Below are 18,086 nucleotides of genomic sequence, written 5' to 3'. Positions count from 1 at the left end.
AATCTCATGCCTTGAGATTCTTGGCTGAAATGACCCTGAAGCCGCCTGACGTGGCGTCCTGCGGGAAGAAGTCCGGCATGACGTAGAGGAACTCGCATCCGTAGACGCGGTAGTGCATGCGCAGCAGCGGATCGCGGATGATCTCTTCCAGCGGCGGTCTTGTGCCGGTCTGGTTCCAGCGGTCGATGGTGGCGCGGAACCGCGCATCGGCCTTGACATGATCATACTCTTCGCCCGAGGAGCCGGCATAGGACGAGCAGCGGCCATCGCCGATCAGCCAGCTGGCGCCCAGGCGGCGGCCGTGGCTCTCCATCTCCTTCAAGAGCCGCACCGCCGTGTTGGAGCCGCGATGGCTCGGCCGGACGCAGAGATTGTAGGCGTAAAGTGCGTAAACCGGCTCGCTGCGCGGCAGCGATGCATAGGCATCAAAATTCCTGGGGAAATCGGCGCGCACCAGCGGATCCTGGCTGGTCTCGGTAAAGCAGATGGTGCCAGCAAGCAGATCGCCATCGATCGCGCCGAACATGGTGTGTCCGAGTGCCAGCCGGTGGCGGATGGTCGTTTCGCTCGCCTGCAGCGGTGCGGCCCAGGCGGCAGCCTCAAGCTCCATCAGCAAAGGGATGTCTTCCAGGTCTAACCGGCGGATGGGTATCGCAACATCGTCTAAATTCATGTGTCGGCTGCCTCGACTTCTAACGCGTTGATGGCGCATGGCAGTTTCTTGCCAATGCGGTTTGCAGCTTCACGGAAACGTCAACCTGTTCTATCTCCTGTTTGACGCATGCCGGATCGAGAACCATTTCACGGCTTTCACAAGCCTGTCTAATTATCATGGTTCCCCTTTGCAATTACATACGGACAACGGAAACGCATGATATTTTACGTCGCGCACCGGGAGCACGCCTACACGCAGGCGGTGGTGCTTCTGTATCACCGGACTGACCTGGAGGCGTGGTTCCGGCTGGTGCGCTACGAGGATGCCGGGCTGCTGCGCGGCGTTCGCGCCGGGGTGGTCATCTGGTCCGACATGGACCGGCTGACATCGGACGAATTGAGCCGCGCGGCCGGCATCAGCGCCGAACTGGCTGACAACACCGGCCTGACGCAGCTCAATCACCCGACCGCCAGCCTGCAGCGCTTCGACCTGCTGCGCCTGCTTCATGCCGACGGCAGCAACGCTTTTCGTGTGTTCAGGCCGGACGAGCTGGAAGAGGCGATACGCTATCCCGTTTTCATCCGCGACGAGACGGGCGCACTCTACAGGGAGCCGCCGCTGCTGCACGACCGGCCGGCGCTGGACGCCGCGATCGCCCGGCTGGACGGTAGCGATCTGGTGCGGCCGATGGTGGTGGAGATGATCGGCACCCCCGGAATGGACGGTTATTTCAGGAAGTACGCGGCGTTTCGGGTCGGCGATACGATCTACGGCCAGCATTGCGCCATGTCGAAATCGTGGTTCGTCAAGAATTCGCCCGAGCAATTGCTGCAGGCGCATATCGAAGAAATCAGGACCTATGTCGATACGAATCCTGACGCCAATGCGGTCATGCAGGTCTTCGAAAAAGCCCGCATGCAGTATGGCCGCATCGACTACACTTTCGTGGACGGCAGGCTTGTAGTGTTCGAGATCAACAGCAACCCCACCGTGCTCAGCGACCCGCCGACGCCGTTCGCCATCTATGACCCCAAGCCCTTTGCCGATCTTCAGGCCGACGCGCTGCTCGCGCTGCCGCAGGCAGCCGAGGCGGACTCGCTGGCTGCAATCGACACCGCCCACCGGTCGGCGCTGGCCAAGTTGCGGCGCCATTACCAGATGAGGCGGTTGAAGTTAACGCTGCGAAAAGTGCTCAGGAAGAGGAAATAGCCGCCGCCTCCTCCGCAACCCGAAAGTACACCACGTCACGTTTCGTCGGATCTTGTCACAGCCTGCCTGGAACCAAATCACGGGCTAGATTGTTCAAGTTGGTTACGACGCCGACGCCGCCTGCCGGTTGGGCAAGCGGCGCACTTGAGGAGCTCCCCATCATGACCATCTCATCCAGCTTTCGTTCGCTCGCGGTTGCGGCAATAGCCACCGTTGCTGTCAGCGCTGCCAGCGCCGCGCATGCCGATAGCGGCACGATCCGCTTTGCCGTCTACAAGGCGGCCTTCTTCGTCGGCGGTTCCGGCGGCGAGGGGACGCTGACCTTCCACGGCCGCTCCTATCCCATCACGATCGGCGGCGTTTCGGGCGGCTTCGCTTTCGGCGTTTCCAAGACCTACTTCAAGGGCACCGTGCGGCACATCCGCAGGGTGCGGGATGCGACCGGGGTTTATGGCGCGGCCGGCGGTGGCGGCGCGCTCGGCAAGGGGGCGCAGGTGATCGTCATGACCAATGACAAGGGCGCCACGCTCGAGCTTACGGGCCGGCAGGTGGGGCTGCAGGTGAATGCGGATTTGAGCGGGTTGGCGATTTCGTTGAAGTAAGGGGCGTTGCGTCTGGGTGGGCAAGGTCGTCCAGGATGATGGCAATCGCGTAGGGCGGTCCCCACTCCGTCTCGGCTGGCGCTGGCCTCGGCCCCCTACCTCTCCTCCACAATCCGCAGATACGCCGCCGTCACGAACAGCACGATCAGCCCGAACAAGATCCGCCGTGCCCCCTCCGGCATCTGCAGGATGGTCAGCAGTGTTGTCAGCACGGTCAGGATCAGGGCGCCGATGATGCTGCCGGTGTAGCCGCCGCGGCCGCCGAAGATAGAGGTGCCGCCGATGACGGCGGCGGCGACCGAGGGCAGCACCAGCGGTTCGGCGAGCGACAGCGAGGGGGCCTTGATCAGGCCGATATAGAGCAGGCCGGTGATGCCGGCGAGCACGCTGGAGGTGACGTAGAGCGCGGTGATGACCTGCCAGTATTGCACGCCCGACAGGCGGGTCGCGCGCTCATTGTCGCCGACGGCGTAGAGCAGGCGGCCGAAGCCGGTGCGGGCGAGCGTGAAGACGATGAGGGCGGCGAGCGGCACGAACAGCAGCAGCGCGTTGGGGAAGCCCCATGTCACGCCGGTGCCGAGCCAAGCCAGGAAGTCGGGGATTTTTGCGCCCGACGCGATCACCGTGCGCTGGTAGACCTGCAGGCAGCCGGTGCCGATCAGGCTGGTGCCCAGCGTCATGATCAGCGGGTGGACGCGGAAGACGCCGACGCCAATGCCATTGACGAGGCCGATCAGCACCGCCGGCATCATCGCCAGGAGGAACGCCACCGCCGGGTCCTGGTTGACCACTTGCGTGGCCATGATGAAGGCGCTCATCGTCGCCACCGTGCCGACCGACAGGTCGATGCCGCCGGTCAGCATGGTCATGGTCTGGCATCCCGCCAGGATCGCCAGCGGTATGGCGAATTTAATAGTGTTGGCGATCCAGCGCTCGTTGACGATGCCGGGGCGCAGGATCTGCAGGATTATAACCAGGATGGCGAGCAGGACGATCAGCGGGATGAGCGGGCGATCGGCCATGAAGCGCTTTATGCGGCGGGCGAAGGGGACCGGGGTGATGGCGGTGGTGCTCATGGGGCGGCTCTTGCTCGCGATGAGGTTTGCAAGGTGCGGCAAGTTGGCGAGGACAGTGCTCTACGGCGCCCCCCTCTGGCCTGCCGGCCATCTCCCCCACTTGTGGGGAGATTGGCAGCTTCAGCGCCTCGCTCATTCTTGCAAGGTTGGAGATTGGCGAAGGTCGTCGCGACATCCAATCTCCCCCCTTGTGGGGGAGATGTCCGGCAGGACAGAGGGGGGCGCGAAGGAACGCCGACGTCTCTCTGCGACAGCCCTCCCATCATTGCCGCCCCCGCATCGTGATAAACGCGCCGAACATCACCACCGCCACCATGATCAGCCCCTCGATGATGGCGGTGACATTCGGGTCGATGGCAAGCAGCGTCAAATCCGTGCGCACCAGGCGCAACACGAAGACGGCGACGATCGGGCCGAGCAGGCCGCCCTTGCCGCCGCCGAGCGCGACGCCGCCCAGCACCACGGCGGCGACGCTGGCGAGCAGATAGGGGCCGGGGATGGGGGCGCCGATGCCGGTGCTCATGGTCAGCGCCAGGCCGCCAAAGGCGGCGAACAGGCCGGACAGCGCATAGGCGATGATGCGAGTGCGCTTGACCGGCACGCCGGAGCGGAACGCCGCCAGTTCGCTAGAGCCGATGGAGTAGATGGAGAGGCCGAGGCGCGAGCGCCTCAGTGGTATCCAGATGACGCAGAGGCACACGATCAGCACCAGCAGCGCCTTGGGCAGCCAGGCGTCTATGGCGTCGGGCAGGCCGGGGATCGGTACGGTGCCAGAGATCAGCGCCTTCAGCCATTCGGCGATGCCGCCGCCCGGCGCGTCGAGTACCAGCAGGGCTGCACCCTGCAGCACGAACAGCATGGCCAGCGTCACGACAATGTCGGGCACGCGGGTGACGACGATGAGCAGGCCGTTGAGTGCGCCGAGCACGAAACCCATGGCCAGCACGAAGGGCACCACGAACAGCGCGTATTCCTCGCTCGCGCCATTCATCATCGACGCCGCGGTGACGCTGGTCAGCGCCATCATGGCGGCGACCGACAGGTCAATGCCGCCGGCGATGACGACGACGGTCTGCGCGGCGACTGCGAAGGCATAGGGCAGAACGGCTCGGGCGAGCGAGCCGAAATCATTGCTGCCATAGGCCGGCTGGATGATCCTGGTGGCGATGAACAGGACGATGAGCAGGGCGAACAGGCCGACGACCCAGGCTTGGCGGCGCAGGAAATGGCTCATGGCGCGGCCTCCGGCGAAGCCGAAGTGTTCGCGGTCGGATCAGCCAATATGCCGATATCGGCCTTGGCGCCGCGCGGCAGGCCGTAGGCGGCGCGCATCAGCGCCGGCTCGTCGGCCTCCTCGACCGGAAAAATGTCGACCATGCGGCCGCCGAAGATGACGATGACGCGGTCGCAGACGCGCTGCACCTCCTCCAGCTCCGAGGTGTAGAACAGCACCGACTTGCCGTTGCCGGCGAGTTCGCGCAGCAGCTTGTAGATCTCCTGCTTGGTGCCGACATCGATGCCGCGCGTCGGGTCGAAGCACAGGATGGTGCGGGCATCCGCCGCGATCCAGCGGGCGATGGTCACCTTCTGCTGATTGCCCCCGGACAGGCGCTGCACTTCGCCCTGGGCGCGGGTGTCGATCTGCAGCCGCTCGATGGCGCTGAGCACGGTCGCGCGTTCGCGGCGCATGTTGATCGGACCCCAGTTGCGCAAGGCAGCGCTGAAAGGCAGCGCGATGTTTTCGCGCACCGAGCGCTGCATGGCGAGCGCTTCCGAGCGGTCCCCCGGCACATAGGCAATGCCGGCGCGGATGGCGTCGATCGGATGCGAGAATTTCACCGGCTGGCCATCGACTTCGATCGTGCCGCCGGAGGGCCGGATCGAGCCGGCAAGGGCGGCGAACAACTCGTCCTGGCCCTGGCCTTCGAGCGCGACGACGCCGGCGACTTCGCCGTCGGCGAGATCGAAGGAGACATCGCTGAGCTTGGCGCCGACGCGCAGGTTTCGCACCGAAATGCGCGGCCGGGTGGTCGCGGGCGCGGCCTTCTCGGCAGCGCTGCGGGCCGCGACATGGGTTTTGACGATGCGGGTGCCGAGCATCAGCTCGACGATCTTTTCTTCCACGCCCGGCACGATGTCGACGACACCGACGGTCTCGCCGTCGCGCAGCACGGTGGCGCGGTCGCACAGTGCGGAGATTTCGACGAAGCGGTGCGAGATGAAGATCACGGCGCGACCGGCATCGCCCTGGCGGCGCACCACTTCCAGCACTTTTTCGGCGAGGTTGGCGGGCAGGGCCGCCGTCATCTCGTCGAGCAGCAGCACGTCCGGCTCGACGGCGAGCGCCCGCGCCAGGTCGAGCACGCGCAGCACGGCCAGCGGAATGTCGCGCGCGGTGTCGCGCAGATCGAGGTCGGTGATGCCGAGCTCGCGCACCCAGGCGCGGAACGGCTCGACCGGCGTGCCGGTGAGCCTGAGATTGGAGAGAACGTCGAGATCGGGGATTAGCGACGGCTCCTGGTAGACCGGCAGCAGCCCGGCGCGGCGCGCGGCGGCGGGCGAGCGAATGTCGCGCGCTTCGCCACGGATCAGGATGCGGCCGGAGTTCGCCGGAATGGCGCCGGTCAGGATCTTCACCAGCGTCGACTTGCCGGCGCCGTTGGCGCCCATCAGCGCGTGGACCTCGCCAGGCAGCACGGAGAGCGACGCGTTGCGAAGCGCTGCAACCGCGCCGTAGTTCTTGGCGACGCCGGTGGCGTCGAGGAGGGGGCTGGTGGTCAAATCGATGTCCGCTCAGAAATTCTCTTGCTGGCACTCTACGGCGCCCCCCTCTGTCCTGCCGGACATCTCCCCCACTTGGGGGGAGATTGGCAGTTCCGGCGCCGCCCCTCGTCTTGCGACGTAGAAAATTTGCGAAAGCCGAGATGACAGCCAATCTCCCCACCTGTGGGGGAGATGTCCGGCAGGACAGAGGGGGCGCCGTAGAGCGCTAGTCTGTGTGACGAGGACGGCCGTTCGCCGTCCTCGCCAGTTCATTCAAACCAGGCTTACTCCCCCGGCCCCTTGCAGGCCACGATCTGGTCCTTCGTGTAGGTCGTCCACTCCGGGATCGAGATCGAGACCGGCCATTCCGGGCTGAGCGACGGGTCGGCGGCTGCCTTCAGCTTGGCCTTGCCTTCGTCGGTGGCGTTGTCCCACAGCTGCGGGTCGACCAGCACGGTCTGCTGCGCCGGCTTCTTGCCGTCGAGGATCTGCAGCGCCAGCGTCACGCCCGCGCCGCCGATCGAGCCGGGGTTGGTGACGGCTGCACCGACGAGACCTTTCACCGAGCTCAGCTGGCCGACGAAGCCGGCATTGTCGGCGCCGACCACCGGCACCAGCGGCGCCTGCGATTCGACCAGCGCGTCGACGATGACGTTGTCGATGCCCGACGTCCACACGCCGTTGAACGGCGTGCCGGTGGCCAGGAACGACAGCATCTGCTGCTTGGCCTGATCCTGCTGCCAGCCGGTGAAGACTTCCTGCGCCACCTTCACGCCGGGGTTTTCGGCCAGCGCCTTCTTGAAGCCTTTGTCGCGATCGCTATCGGCCGAGGCGCCGGCGGCGCCGCGCATGTAGAACACTTCGCCCTTGCCGCCCATCTGCTGGAACAGCCATTTGGCGCCGAGATAGGCATACTGTTCCTGGTTGTTGGAGATGATGTAGGCCGACGGTTCGGTCACCGCCTGGTCGACGGCAACGACGACGATGCCGGCCTTGGTGGCTTCTTCCAGGCCCGCCTTGATGCCCGCGGGATCAGCGGGGTTGACGACGATGGCGTCGACCTTGGCGCTGATCAGATTGCGGATGTCTTCGAGCTGGCCGGCGGCATCGGTGTTGCGGTGGGCGATGTTGAGCTTCGTCACTTCGCCCGAAGCCAGCGCCTGCGCCTTCATGGCGCAGACCATTTCCTCGCGCCAGCCATTGCCCTGCACGGTGTTGGAAATGCCGATCGTATATTTGGCTTCGGCCGACGACACGCCCATCGATGCCAGCAAGGCAGCGCCCGCAAGCAACGGGACCATGGTCAGTATTTTCTTCATGTCAGTACTCCTCCACATTGTTGTTTTTCGTCTCAGGGTCAGACCCTTCGGCAGGATCGGACCAAGTCATTCACCTCGTCATTTGACGAAGGGGCGCAGCACGTCGCGGGCGAGCAGGAAGCCCCGCTTCACCGCATCGTCGTTGCCTTCAAACCGCCTGTCCTCATGTTCGATGATGACCGAGCCGTCATAGCCGGCGCGGTAGAGGCCGGAGAAGAAGCCGCTCCAGTCGACATCGCCCAATCCCGGCATGCGCGGCACCTGCCAGCCTATCCCGGCGGAAAGAATCCCGCGCTCATACAAACCATCATGATCGATCATCAAATCCTTGGCGTGGACATGCAGCATGTAGGGGCCGAACTCCTTGATGAAGCGGCCCTGGTCGATCATCTGCCAGACCAGATGCGAGGGGTCGAAATTCATGCCGACCTCGCCGCCCCAGGCCTCGAGGATGCGCCGCCAGATGTAGGGCGAATAGGCGATGTTGTGCCCGCCCGGCCACTCGTCATAACTGAAGATCATCGGGCAGTTCTCGAAGGCGAGTTTTACCCCGTGGCCGCGCGCATAGGCGACGGTCTCGGGCCAGACTTTCAGCGCGTCCTGCCAGTTGACGTCCACGGTCTTCGAGGCATCGCCGCCGCAGAAGGTGTTGACCACCGGCACGCCCATATTGGCGGCCAGCACGATGACCTTCTTCAGATGCCCGATGACGGCCTCGCGATGGGCAGGGTCCGGATGCAACGGGTTGGGATAGTAGCCGAGGCCAGAGACCGTGAGTTTCTTCTCTGCCAGCGATGCGGCAATCTCCTTGGCCTGCGCAGGCGAGGTGGAGGCGGCGTCGATATGACTGGTGCCGGCATAGCGTCGCGTCGCGCCGGAGGTTTTCGGCCAGCAGGCGATTTCCAGCGCCTCGAAGCCAACCGAGCTTGCCCAGCCGGCGACCTCGCCAAGCGGCGTCTCCGCAAAAGGTGCTGTTAGCACTCCTAGTTTCATTCTGCCTCCTAGACCCCGACGACTATAATGCCGATTGTTTGGATCGCTTCAACCTCGCGACCTCATCTTGTTCAAGACTGTGCCGGACAGCCGCCATCGGATCGTCCGACAGCAGGTCGCCCAGCGCCGATGTGACGGCCGCGCGGAACGTATCGTCGGCGGCAAGGCCGGGGTCGAATATCCCGTCGATGGCAAGGATGGCGGACACCAGCGCGCTGGCATCGTGACCGGTCGCATCGGCGATCGCGGCGACCTTGCCGGCATAGGGATCCGACACCGGCCAGCGTCTGCCGAAACGTTCCGAGGCCTGGATCAGATAGGCCATCCAGCCGGCGACCGGCACCGACAGCAGGCCAGCGCTGGCGCTCTGTCTCAGCCGGTCGCGGATCGGGTTGAGCAGGCGCTGGACGATCTTCTGCGAACCGTCGGTGGCAATCTGGTGGTTGCGGTGGCGGATCGCGGTGTTCTTCAGCCGGGCAAGACTCTGCTCGACATAGGCAAGCGGCAGGATGCCCGGCACCGGCATCAGCGTCGGCACAGTCTCTTCGACCAGCATGCGCCTGATGAAGTCCGACAGCAGCGGGTCGGCCATGGCATCCGATGTGTGCTCGAGACCAGCCAGAACGCCGAGCGTGGCGAGTGCCGTCTGGGCGCCATTCAGCACCCGCATCTTGAGATGCTCAAACGGCGTGACGTCGTCGACAAAGGTGGCGCCGACCAGATCCCAGCGCGGCATGCGGCCGGCGAATTTTTCCTCGATCACCCATTGCCGGAACGGCTCACCGACAGCGACGGCGGCATCGTGGTAGCCGAACCATTGTTCGACACTGTCGAGGTCATCCTGCGTCACCGCCGGCGCGATGCGGTCGACCATGGCCGCGGGGAACGCGACATTGGCCTCTATCCAGCGGGCCAGCCCTTTGCTCCGCCGTTCGGCAAACGTCCGCACGACATTGTTCAGGATAGTACCGTTGGTCGGAATGTTGTCACAGGAGAGAAACGTTATGGGTCGCTCATGTGTGGCCCTGCGCTGCTCCAGCGCCCGCACCAACAGGCCGGGGACGCTGCGCGGCTTCTCGGGGTTGGCGAGGTCGTGGACGATATCAGGATGGCCAAGGTCGAGTTCGCCGCTGGACGGGACGTGGCAATAGCCTTTTTCCGTCACTGTCATCGTCACCAACTCGATATCGGGTGAGATCAGCACGCCGAGCGCCAGTGCCGCACTCTCCTGGCTGTCGACCACCCGGACGATGCTGCCGATGACGCGCGCCTCGATGTGGCTGTTCTCGCGGATCAGCCTTGTGTACAGCCCGCCCTGCCGTCCCAGCGTGTCGGCAAGGCTGGGCGGACGGATGTTGATGCCGACGATGCCCCAGCGGTCGAAGCGCAGCGAGATGAGATCGTCGGTGTATTCGGCCTGATGGCAGCGGTGGAAGGCGCCGACGCCGAGATGCGCCATGCCGGGCGAGAGGAGCGTACGGTCATAGGACGGTGTCTGGACCGAGGCCGGCAAGCGGTCGAGCAGCGCCGGCCCAAGCGTTTCGGTGGAAGCGCTCACCGGTTCGCCCCGATCACCGCCTGTTCCTGGTCGATGACCGCGCCGGTCATCGGTCCGGCGGCATCGGAGAGCAGGAAGACGGCGAGGCTGGCGATGTCGTCCGGCGTCAGCAGCCGGCCGAAAGGCTGCGCGGCATTGGCCTTGTCGAGCCAGCCAGGGCCGTTGCCCAATGTCTCCGCCTGCATGATGCGTTCGGCCGGCGTGTCGGTCCAGCCGACATTGATGCCGTTGACGCGGATGCGATCGAAACGGTGGGCGTTGGCGGCGTTCCTGGTCAGCGTCGCCAGCGCGCCCTTGGTGGCGGAATAGACGGCGAGTTCCGGCGAACCGCAATGGGCGTTGATCGACAGGATGTTGAGAATGGCGCCGCCCTGTCCGCGCTGCTTCATGTCGGCAATCGCCGCCTGCATCAGGAAGAACGGCGCGCGCGTGTTGACGGCAAACAGTGCCGCCCAGTCGTCGAGGCTGGCGTCGAGGAAGGAGGCGCGATCGGTCAGGCCGGCGGCGTTGACCAGCGCATCGATGCGGCCGAAGCGCTCGATGCAGGCTTGCGCCAGAAGGGTGGGGGCGTCAGGATCGGCAAGGTCGGCGGCGACGAAGATGGTCGGCGTGCCCATTTGCGAAAGCTCGGCCGCCACAGCCTCGCCACGCGTCTTCTCTCGGCCGGTGACCAGCAGCCCGGCGGCACCGGAACGCGCCAGCGTCTCGGCAATGGCGCGGCCAATGCCTTGCGTCGACCCGGTGACCAGAGCCACCTTGCCGTCAAGCCGGATCTCCATTCCTCCTCCCGGGAATAAAGTTTCTATTTTGAGAAATATGGAACGACAATTCCCGATAGTCAATTGGACCAGTGACGCCTCATTCGCCGCGCCGCGCCGCCACGCCATGGACCAGCGCCATCCCAACGGCGAGCGAGGCCGCCAGTGAGCGGAAGCCGGCAAAGTCGGATTCCACCACTTCCAGCCAGCTGTCCGAGAGCGGGATCAGCGGGCTGAAGGTGCTGTCGGTGACGGTGACGATGCGCGCCTTGCGCTCATGCGCCACCGCGACGAGATCGGGCGTGATCGAATTGTAGGGGCTGAAGGAGACAGCGAGCACGGCATCCCGGCCGCCGATGCAGCCGATCTGGTCGAGTGCGGAGGACCCGACATTGTCGACCAGCACGTTGCGCACGCCTTGCTGCGAGAGCGTCAGCGAGAGATAGGCGGTGACGGGAAAGGCGCGCTTGGAGCCGATGACATAGATCAGCTCGGCCGCCGCCAGCAGCGCCACCATCTTGTCGAAACTCTCGACGTCGAAGCCGGCCTCGATGCGCCCCAGCGAGGCCTGCGATGCGCCGACCATGCCGTGCAGGAAATGCAGATTTGGCTCGGTCTCGGTGCGCGGTTCGCCGCGCCCTTCCGGCCATGAGCCCTTGATGTGCTCCTTGAACAGGCCCTGGAAATCGGAAAAGCCGGAATAGCCGAAGATCTGGGCAAAGCGCACCAGCGTCGAGGGCTGCACGCCGGCCTGTGCCGCAACCTGCGCGATGGTGCCGAGCGCGACGTCGCTCGGATGCTGCCACAGGAAGATTGCCACCTGGCGCAGCCGCTTGGGGAAATGCACCGTGCCCGACGACAGCACCGCGCGCAGCTCCTCATAGGTCTGCGGCTGGATGTAGCCAAGCGCGGCCAGCGAGCGCCCGCGCTTGCGCGTCGCCGCCTCGTCGGTGCTGGACCGTCCGGATGCCTTGCTTGCCCCACTCATGATTTCAGGCTAGCGCGATACGATCGTTTTACAATATGAAAATTGGAAATCATGTTCGAAAGTGTGACTGATGCGAGCGGTCAAAAGCAGCGCTCTACGGCGCCCCCCTCTGTCCTGCCGGACATCTCCCCCACGGGTGGGGAGATTGGCAGTTTCGCCTTCGGCGCCCTCTTGCGACGTCTGAGATTGGCGAAGGCCGCTGTGGTGCCTGATCTCCCCCCTCGTGGGGGAGATGTCCGGTAGGACAGAGGGGGGCGGGACAGAACTCGACGACGGCAAAACTGTCTTCCCAGGAGGAAACATGGTCTACGCAACATCGGACGGATCGGCGGGCAAGCGGCTGCGGGTCGGCATGGTCGGCGGCGGCCGCAACGCTTTCATCGGCGCGGTGCATCGGCTCGCCATGCGCCTCGACGACCAGATCGTGCTGGTCGCCGGCGCGCTGTCGTCGGACCCGGAAAACGCCGCCGCATCGGCCGCCGTGATCGGCATCGCGCCCGAGCGCAGCTATGCCGATTATCGCGCCATGGCACGAGCCGAAGCGGCGCGGCCGGACGGCATCGAGGCGGTGGTCATCGTCACGCCCAACCATCTGCACGCGCCGATCGCCACGGCCTTTCTCGAGGCCGGCATCGACGTGATCTGCGACAAGCCGCTGTCGACGACGCTGGCCGACGCAGAAGCATTGGTGGCGCTGGCGCGGGAGAAAAAGCGACGCTTCGTCGTCACGCTCAACAACACCGGCTACGCCATGGTCCGCCAGGCGCGCGAGATGGTGGCGGCGGGCGCGCTTGGCCGCATCGTGTCCGTGCATGGCGCCTACATCCAGGACTGGCTGACCAAGCCGATCGACGCCGAGGGCCAGAAGCAGGCGGAGTGGCGCACCGATCCGGCGCGCGCCGGGCAGTCGGCGGTGCTGGCCGATATCGGCGTGCATGCCTTCAACCTGGCAAGCTATATCTCCGGCTGTGAGGCCGAGGCGGTGTCGGCCGATCTGTTCACCGCCGTCCCCAGACGCCGGCTCGACGACAATGCGCATGTGCTGGTGCACTGGACGGGCGGGGCGCGCGGCACGATCCTCGCCAGCCAGACCTCGCCCGGCCACTACAATGATCTCTCGGTGCGCATCTATGGCGACAAAGCCGGGCTCGAATGGTCGGGCGGCCGGCCGGAAGAACTGCGCTTCTCCATCTACGGCGAGGAGACCCGCACGCTGGTGCGCGGCGGCCATGGCTCGACCACTGAGAGCCAGCGCGTGTCGCGCATGCCGGCGGCGCATCCGGAGGGATATATCGAGGCCTTCGCCAATTTCTACCGCGACGCCGCCGACATCATTCGCGCGCACCGTTCGGGCGGGTCGGTTGATCCGGCGCGCGCGGCACAGGTGCCCGATGTCGTCGATGGCGCGCGCGGGGTGAAGTTTGTGGCGGCGGTGGAGTCGAATGCTGCGGGTGGGGCTTGGACGGCGGCACGGTTCGGGTGAGGCGAGCTATCCCTTGATCGCCGAGCCGACGATGGAATCGACGAAGAAGCGCTGCAGGAAGACGAACAGGATGAGCGGCGGCAGCACGGCCAGCGTGGCGCCGGCCATCACCAGGCCGGTGTTGACCGCGCCCCTGTTGTAGCTCAGCAACCGGCTCAGGCTGATGACGATCGGATAGGCGTCGGCATTGCCCTGCAGCACGGTCAGCGGCCACAGATAGCTGTTCCAGTGATAGACGAAGGCGAAGAGGGCCAGAGCCGCGATTGCGGGGGCGACGCTCGGCGCGACGATCTTGTAGAGGATCAAGAACTCCGAGGCGCCGTCCATGCGCGCGGCGTCGATGAGCTCGTCGGGCACGCCGGAGATGAACTGGCGCATCAGGAAGATGCCGAAAGCATTGGCGAGATTGGGCACGATGATGCCGGCGAGGCTGGCGTTGAGGCCGATCGAGCCGACCAGGCGATAGAGCGGGATCAACGTCACGATCGGCGGCAGGAACATGGTGGCGATCAGCAGAGAAAACAGCAGCGACTTCCCGGGGAAGTGGTATTTGGCGAAGGCGTAGCCGGCCATCATGCTGGTCAGCAGGATGCCGGCGGTGGTGATCGAGGCGATGACCAGAGAATTCCACATCGAGCGGCCGACATTGATCACGCCCGACACCTTCTCATAGGCGTCGAGGCTCGGCGTAAGGGGGATCCACACCGGCGGCACCTGCATGCTCTCGGCCGGCGTCTTGAGGCTCGACAGCGCCATCCAGACCAGCGGGAAGGCCGAGGCGACGGCGACCAGCAGCATCAGCGTCGCCAGCAGCGCCTTGCGGCCGGACGGGCGCCGGCGCGACAGCCGGCTCGACGATCCCGCGCTCATTCGTCGTTCTTCCGGTTGGCGAAGGCAAACAGCGCGCAGACGACGACAATCAGCGAAAGCATCAGCATCACCGCCATGGCCGAACCCAGTCCACCCTGCGCACGCTCGATGCCGACGCGGCGGATGTGGTAGGTCAGCACATTGGTCGAGCCGACCGGCCCGCCCTGCGTGATCAGGGCAACCGGCTCGAACACCTGCACGGCGTTAATGATGGCGATGACGGCGCTGAACAACAGCGTGCGCCGCATCAGCGGCAGCGTGATGAAGCGGAACTGCTCGAAACGGTTGGCGCCGTCGAGCTTTGCTGCTTCATACAGGCTGCCGGGGATTTGCGTCAGTCCGGCGATCGCCAGCACGGTGAAATAGCCGACCTGCTGCCAGACATTGAGGAAGACGATCGAGATCAGCGCCGAGCGCGGCGACGACAGGAAAGGCTGCGGGCCGATGCCGATAAGGCCGAGCATCTGGTTGAGAGGGCCTTCGCTCGGCGAATAGAGTTTCGACCACACCAGCGCGACAGCGATCATCGGCACCATGTAGGTGGCAAACAGCACCGTGCGCAGTGCCGTGCCGCCGGCGACGTCGCGCTGGTAAACCATCAGGCCGAAGGCCACCGACAGAGGCAGGATGAGGACGACGGAGAGCGCGGTGTAGACGGCTGTGTTGACGAGTGCGGCCTTGAAATCGCGGCCGACGGAGGAGACCCCAAAAATCTCGCGGAAATTGTCGACGCCGACGAAGCCGGCGCTGGAAAACGGTGTCTGCGTCGACCAGTCCTGGAACGACAGCCAGACGGTGAGCAGCATCGGCAACAGGACGAAGATGCCGATCAGCGTCACGGCGGGCGCCAGCATGATGCCCGCCGAGGCACGGTACCTCTGAATCATTATTTGGCGGCGCGCTCCAGGATCGAAATGGCGTCGGCCTGCGCCGTCGCCTGCGCATCCTTGGCCGAGACCTGGCCATACTGCAACGCCTCGAGCGTCTGCTGCAGCGATTCCGAGAATTCCTGGCCGCCCGGCACCACCGGGAACGGCTTGGCGTCGGTGAGCACGCTGACATAGCCGGAGAGGAATTCCGAGCCGAGCTTGTCCTTGTGCGCCTCGATGTCAGAGAGGCGTGAGGGCAGGATGCCCATCGACATGAGGATATCCGACATCGCGGAAGCGCCGTTCTTGCCGGACTTTGGATTGTTCAGCCAGGCGAGGAAGTCCCACGCCGCCTTCTGCTCGGCGGTACCTGCATTGGCGTTGACCACGGTCATCCAGGAGTAGGAGATCGAATGCGGCTTGTCGCCGCTCGGGCCGACGGGAATCGGCGCCGTTGCAATGTCGGCGAACTTGTCGCCCATGCCGGCCTTCAGCGCGCTCTCCCACCAATTGGCCATGATGATCATGCCGGTCTTGCCGGAGACGAAATTGTCGAGGAAGGGGCCGGTGGTGTTGGCGTCGGCTGTCGCCATCGCCGGCACGCTGGCGCCCGACTTGATCAGGTCTTCATAGAGCTGGAATGTCTCGGCGGCCTGCGGGCTGTCGAGCACCGGCTTGCCGTCCTTGACCAGGTCGCCGCCATTGGAGACCAGCAGCGAGGCGAAGGGGTGGACGACACCGGCGGCCCATGAATTGATCATGCCGAAGCCTTGCTGTCCCGCATCCTTGTTGGTCAGCTTTTTCGCCGCGTCCTTGAACTCGTCCCAGGTCTTGGGTGGCGCCGCGATGCCGGCCTGCTTGAACAGCGCCTTGTTATAGTTCAGCGCATAGACGTCGATTTCGTTGGGGATGCCGTAGAGCGTGCCGCCGACCGAGGCGGCGCTGGTGACGCCCGCCGGCCAGGCGGCCTTGACCTCGCTGGCCACCGCATCGGGAGCGGGCGCGACCAGCTTGTCGCGCGCCAGTTCCGGCAACCAGAGATCGTAAATGCCGCCGATCGTCGGACCGTCCGCGCCGCCGCCTTGCGAGCGCAGCGTGGTCAGGAGGTCGCCGAAGGGGACGGCGCGCACGGTGACGCTGACATCCGGATTGGTCTTGGCATAATCCTTAGCCGCCGCTTCCAGCAGCGCGACCGTCTCCGGCGACCAGTGGGTGAGATAGGAGATGTTGACCGACTGCGCCCAGGCCGTGGCGGGCAGGATGGCGAGGCCTGCGGCCAGTGCCAGTTTCGACGTCCAGGCAAACGACATTCCTCATCCTCCCTAGTGGTTCGCATGAGGTTATGACAAGTCAGCGCGGCGACGCAAGGGCTTGCTGGCGAAAAAGTCTCACATGGTACGGTCACAGATTTCTTTGCGGCGCTGGAATGTGGGTATTTGTCGTTATGTAACAAACAGTTGCGGGTACTGCAATGTCGCGAGGGGGCCAAACGCCGCCATTCCTGAGGCGCAGCAGACCTCTTGCGAATACCGCTATGTCGTTATAATGACTTTTGCCGAACCAATGGCTTCTCACGGCACGGGAACGCCGCGGGACGCCAAGCACAGAGAACAATGGGAGACTGGCAATGAGCATGCTTTCACTTCACCGGCGCGCAGCGCTTAGGCTGATCGGCGGCCTTGCCGCCGCCTGCGCCGGCGTCTTTGCCTCATTGCCGGCGCGAGCCGCCGACAGCACGGTGACGCTGTGGAGCTGGCGCACCGAGGACGAGGCGGCGATGCGCCGCATCTTCGATGCCTTCGAGGCGAAGAATCCCGGCATCAAGGTCGCCATTCAGTTCACGCCGGATGCCGACTACCAGAACCGGCTGAGCACGGCGCTGCGCGGCGGGCGCGGGCCCGACATCGCGCAGCTCAAGGCCTATGGCGAATTGCAGCCCTTCGTCGAGGCCGGCTATCTCGACGCGCTGGACGACAGCGTGCCGGAGCTGAAGAACATGGAGGACGCGGCGCTTGGCGGCGCGCGCGGCCGCAGCGACGGCAAGCTCTATGGCGTGCCCTACTCGGTGCCGATGATGGGCGTCTTCTACAACCAGGATATTTTCACCGCCCAGGGCATCGAGATCCCCAAGACCTACAAGGATTTCACCGCTGTCTGCGAGAAGCTGAAGGCGGCCGGCATCACGCCGATCGCCACCGGTGGCGCCAACGGCTCGGCCTGGGAGCTGGAGATCGCCGTCGGCGCGGTCGGCCCGACCATCTATGGTCCTGATTTCTACGACGAGATGATGAGCGGCAAGGCGACCTTCCAGGATCCGCGCTATGTGGCGGCGCTGAAGCGCTTCGCCGAGCTGAAGCCGTATTTCCCCGACGGCTTCGCCGGCATCGACTACACCACCGCCACGCAGCAGTTCATCGGCGGCAAGGCGGCGATGTTCCTCGGCGGTTCGTTCGAGAACGGCAGCTTCAAGGCGCAGAACCCGAAGCTGAAATTCTCGATCTTCCCGTTCCCCGCCGACGATGCCGGGGCAAAACTCTACACCTCGGCCTTTTCCGACGGCTCCTATGGCCTGGTCTCCGAGAGCCAGAACAAGGAAGCCGCGACCAAGGTGCTGGGCTTCATGGCTTCGGCAGAGTTCGCGCAGATGTTCGCCGACGAGCTCGGCTGGCCGCCGGCCCGCACGGATGTGACGGTGAAGGATCCAGTGCTGGCCTCGATGATGGAGATGGCGAAGAATTCGACGCCCTATCTGACGCTGGTCGGCTTCCGCTGGCAGTCGCCGACGGCGTCTTCGGTGCTGCAGTCGGAGATCATCGACATGGTCGAAGGCAACATCGCGCCGGAGAAGCTGGCGGCCGACATGCAGGCCGCAGTCGCCACCTGGTTCAAGCCGAAGCAGTAGGCGCGGCCGGTCGCAAAGCGGCCGCGCCTCTCACGGACCAG

At 65.0% G+C, this 18,086-nt stretch carries 16 protein-coding genes; 4 read left to right on the top strand and 12 right to left on the bottom strand.

Features of this window, described 5'->3' with window-relative positions; genetic code table 11:
- Window positions 1–4: 4 nt before the first annotated feature.
- The gene (locus tag NKJ78_RS23025; RefSeq protein WP_031202403.1) at window positions 5–673 is read right to left on the bottom strand and encodes a GNAT family N-acetyltransferase; all 669 of its coding nucleotides are present in this window, start codon (window positions 671–673) and stop codon (window positions 5–7) included.
- A gap of 198 nt (window positions 674–871) precedes the next feature.
- On the opposite strand from NKJ78_RS23025, the gene NKJ78_RS23020 reads away from it, so the two are divergent.
- Both NKJ78_RS23020 and NKJ78_RS23015 read left to right on the top strand, forming a co-directional pair.
- Window positions 872–1,864 carry a hypothetical protein gene (locus NKJ78_RS23020; protein WP_023737566.1) on the top strand — a complete coding sequence of 331 codons (993 nt, stop codon included), beginning with the start codon at window positions 872–874 and terminating at the stop codon, window positions 1,862–1,864.
- A 161-nt stretch (window positions 1,865–2,025) separates the two neighbouring features.
- Window positions 2,026–2,466: a lipid-binding SYLF domain-containing protein gene (locus NKJ78_RS23015; RefSeq protein WP_023737567.1), complete on the top strand. Its 441-nt coding sequence runs from the start codon at window positions 2,026–2,028 to the stop codon at window positions 2,464–2,466.
- Between the two features lie 95 nt (window positions 2,467–2,561).
- Here the strand turns inward: NKJ78_RS23015 and NKJ78_RS23010 are convergent, their stop codons facing one another.
- From NKJ78_RS23010 to NKJ78_RS22975, 8 genes are all read right to left on the bottom strand, one after another.
- Window positions 2,562–3,542 carry an ABC transporter permease gene (locus NKJ78_RS23010; protein WP_023737568.1) on the bottom strand — a complete coding sequence of 327 codons (981 nt, stop codon included), beginning with the start codon at window positions 3,540–3,542 and terminating at the stop codon, window positions 2,562–2,564.
- Between the two features lie 262 nt (window positions 3,543–3,804).
- Window positions 3,805–4,776, bottom strand: a complete 972-nt coding sequence (locus NKJ78_RS23005; RefSeq protein WP_023737569.1) for an ABC transporter permease — start codon at window positions 4,774–4,776, stop codon at window positions 3,805–3,807.
- Window positions 4,773–6,323, bottom strand: a complete 1,551-nt coding sequence (locus NKJ78_RS23000; protein WP_023737570.1) for a sugar ABC transporter ATP-binding protein — start codon at window positions 6,321–6,323, stop codon at window positions 4,773–4,775. The genes NKJ78_RS23005 and NKJ78_RS23000 overlap by 4 nt, the downstream gene beginning before the upstream one ends.
- A 266-nt stretch (window positions 6,324–6,589) precedes the next feature.
- Window positions 6,590–7,624, bottom strand: coding sequence for an ABC transporter substrate-binding protein (locus NKJ78_RS22995; protein ID WP_023683115.1), 1,035 nt, complete (start codon window positions 7,622–7,624; stop codon window positions 6,590–6,592).
- Between the two features lie 78 nt (window positions 7,625–7,702).
- Window positions 7,703–8,617, bottom strand: coding sequence for a sugar phosphate isomerase/epimerase family protein (locus tag NKJ78_RS22990; protein WP_023737571.1), 915 nt, complete (start codon window positions 8,615–8,617; stop codon window positions 7,703–7,705).
- Window positions 8,618–8,639: 22 nt separating this feature from the next.
- A complete protein-coding gene (locus NKJ78_RS22985) occupies window positions 8,640–10,175 on the bottom strand; it encodes a mannitol dehydrogenase family protein (RefSeq protein WP_352562646.1) in 1,536 nt (511 codons plus the stop codon).
- Entirely contained in the window at window positions 10,172–10,954 is a 783-nt protein-coding gene (locus NKJ78_RS22980) for an SDR family oxidoreductase (RefSeq protein WP_023737573.1), read from the bottom strand. The genes NKJ78_RS22985 and NKJ78_RS22980 overlap by 4 nt, the downstream gene beginning before the upstream one ends.
- A gap of 79 nt (window positions 10,955–11,033) precedes the next feature.
- Complete coding sequence (locus tag NKJ78_RS22975) at window positions 11,034–11,921, bottom strand: MurR/RpiR family transcriptional regulator (protein WP_023737574.1); 888 nt, start codon at window positions 11,919–11,921, stop codon at window positions 11,034–11,036.
- 301 nt (window positions 11,922–12,222) lie between these two features.
- Between NKJ78_RS22975 and NKJ78_RS22970 the strand changes: the two genes are divergently transcribed.
- Complete coding sequence (locus NKJ78_RS22970; protein ID WP_352460755.1) at window positions 12,223–13,404, top strand: Gfo/Idh/MocA family protein; 1,182 nt, start codon at window positions 12,223–12,225, stop codon at window positions 13,402–13,404.
- 6 nt (window positions 13,405–13,410) lie between these two features.
- Here the strand turns inward: NKJ78_RS22970 and NKJ78_RS22965 are convergent, their stop codons facing one another.
- From NKJ78_RS22965 to NKJ78_RS22955, 3 genes are read right to left on the bottom strand one after another with little or no spacing between them, the layout of a single operon-like run.
- Window positions 13,411–14,274 (bottom strand): carbohydrate ABC transporter permease, encoded by an 864-nt coding sequence (locus NKJ78_RS22965; RefSeq protein WP_023671061.1) that lies wholly within the window; start codon window positions 14,272–14,274, stop codon window positions 13,411–13,413.
- Window positions 14,271–15,161, bottom strand: coding sequence for a carbohydrate ABC transporter permease (locus NKJ78_RS22960; protein WP_023737576.1), 891 nt, complete (start codon window positions 15,159–15,161; stop codon window positions 14,271–14,273). The genes NKJ78_RS22965 and NKJ78_RS22960 overlap by 4 nt, the downstream gene beginning before the upstream one ends.
- Entirely contained in the window at window positions 15,161–16,453 is a 1,293-nt protein-coding gene (locus tag NKJ78_RS22955) for an ABC transporter substrate-binding protein (RefSeq protein ID WP_352460754.1), read from the bottom strand. Before NKJ78_RS22955 ends, NKJ78_RS22960 begins: the two co-directional genes overlap by 1 nt.
- 317 nt (window positions 16,454–16,770) lie before the next feature.
- Here NKJ78_RS22955 and NKJ78_RS22950 point away from each other — a divergent pair, with 317 nt between their 5' ends.
- Window positions 16,771–18,045, top strand: coding sequence for an extracellular solute-binding protein (locus NKJ78_RS22950; protein ID WP_352460753.1), 1,275 nt, complete (start codon window positions 16,771–16,773; stop codon window positions 18,043–18,045).
- The last annotated feature ends 41 nt before the right edge of the window (window positions 18,046–18,086 follow it).

Source organism: Mesorhizobium sp. M0037 (genome assembly GCF_040323635.1).
GTDB lineage: Bacteria > Pseudomonadota > Alphaproteobacteria > Rhizobiales > Rhizobiaceae > Mesorhizobium.
Note: the sequence above shows the minus strand (reverse complement) of the source record. Positions and strands in the feature narration are given on the sequence as shown.

What these genes read in the sequence shown, in the direction of transcription:
- NKJ78_RS23025 (WP_031202403.1), bottom strand. Translation starts at nt 673, where the DNA reads ATGAATTTAGACGATGTTGCGATACCCATCCGCCGGTTAGACCTGGAA.
- NKJ78_RS23010 (WP_023737568.1), bottom strand. Translation starts at nt 3,542, where the DNA reads ATGAGCACCACCGCCATCACCCCGGTCCCCTTCGCCCGCCGCATAAAG.
- NKJ78_RS22975 (WP_023737574.1), bottom strand. Translation starts at nt 11,921, where the DNA reads ATGAGTGGGGCAAGCAAGGCATCCGGACGGTCCAGCACCGACGAGGCG.
- NKJ78_RS23005 (WP_023737569.1), bottom strand. Translation starts at nt 4,776, where the DNA reads ATGAGCCATTTCCTGCGCCGCCAAGCCTGGGTCGTCGGCCTGTTCGCC.
- NKJ78_RS22955 (WP_352460754.1), bottom strand. Translation starts at nt 16,453, where the DNA reads ATGTCGTTTGCCTGGACGTCGAAACTGGCACTGGCCGCAGGCCTCGCC.
- NKJ78_RS22990 (WP_023737571.1), bottom strand. Translation starts at nt 8,617, where the DNA reads ATGAAACTAGGAGTGCTAACAGCACCTTTTGCGGAGACGCCGCTTGGC.
- NKJ78_RS23015 (WP_023737567.1), top strand. Translation starts at nt 2,026, where the DNA reads ATGACCATCTCATCCAGCTTTCGTTCGCTCGCGGTTGCGGCAATAGCC.
- NKJ78_RS23020 (WP_023737566.1), top strand. Translation starts at nt 872, where the DNA reads ATGATATTTTACGTCGCGCACCGGGAGCACGCCTACACGCAGGCGGTG.
- NKJ78_RS22950 (WP_352460753.1), top strand. Translation starts at nt 16,771, where the DNA reads ATGAGCATGCTTTCACTTCACCGGCGCGCAGCGCTTAGGCTGATCGGC.
- NKJ78_RS22960 (WP_023737576.1), bottom strand. Translation starts at nt 15,161, where the DNA reads ATGATTCAGAGGTACCGTGCCTCGGCGGGCATCATGCTGGCGCCCGCC.
- NKJ78_RS22995 (WP_023683115.1), bottom strand. Translation starts at nt 7,624, where the DNA reads ATGAAGAAAATACTGACCATGGTCCCGTTGCTTGCGGGCGCTGCCTTG.
- NKJ78_RS22970 (WP_352460755.1), top strand. Translation starts at nt 12,223, where the DNA reads ATGGTCTACGCAACATCGGACGGATCGGCGGGCAAGCGGCTGCGGGTC.
- NKJ78_RS22980 (WP_023737573.1), bottom strand. Translation starts at nt 10,954, where the DNA reads ATGGAGATCCGGCTTGACGGCAAGGTGGCTCTGGTCACCGGGTCGACG.
- NKJ78_RS22965 (WP_023671061.1), bottom strand. Translation starts at nt 14,274, where the DNA reads ATGAGCGCGGGATCGTCGAGCCGGCTGTCGCGCCGGCGCCCGTCCGGC.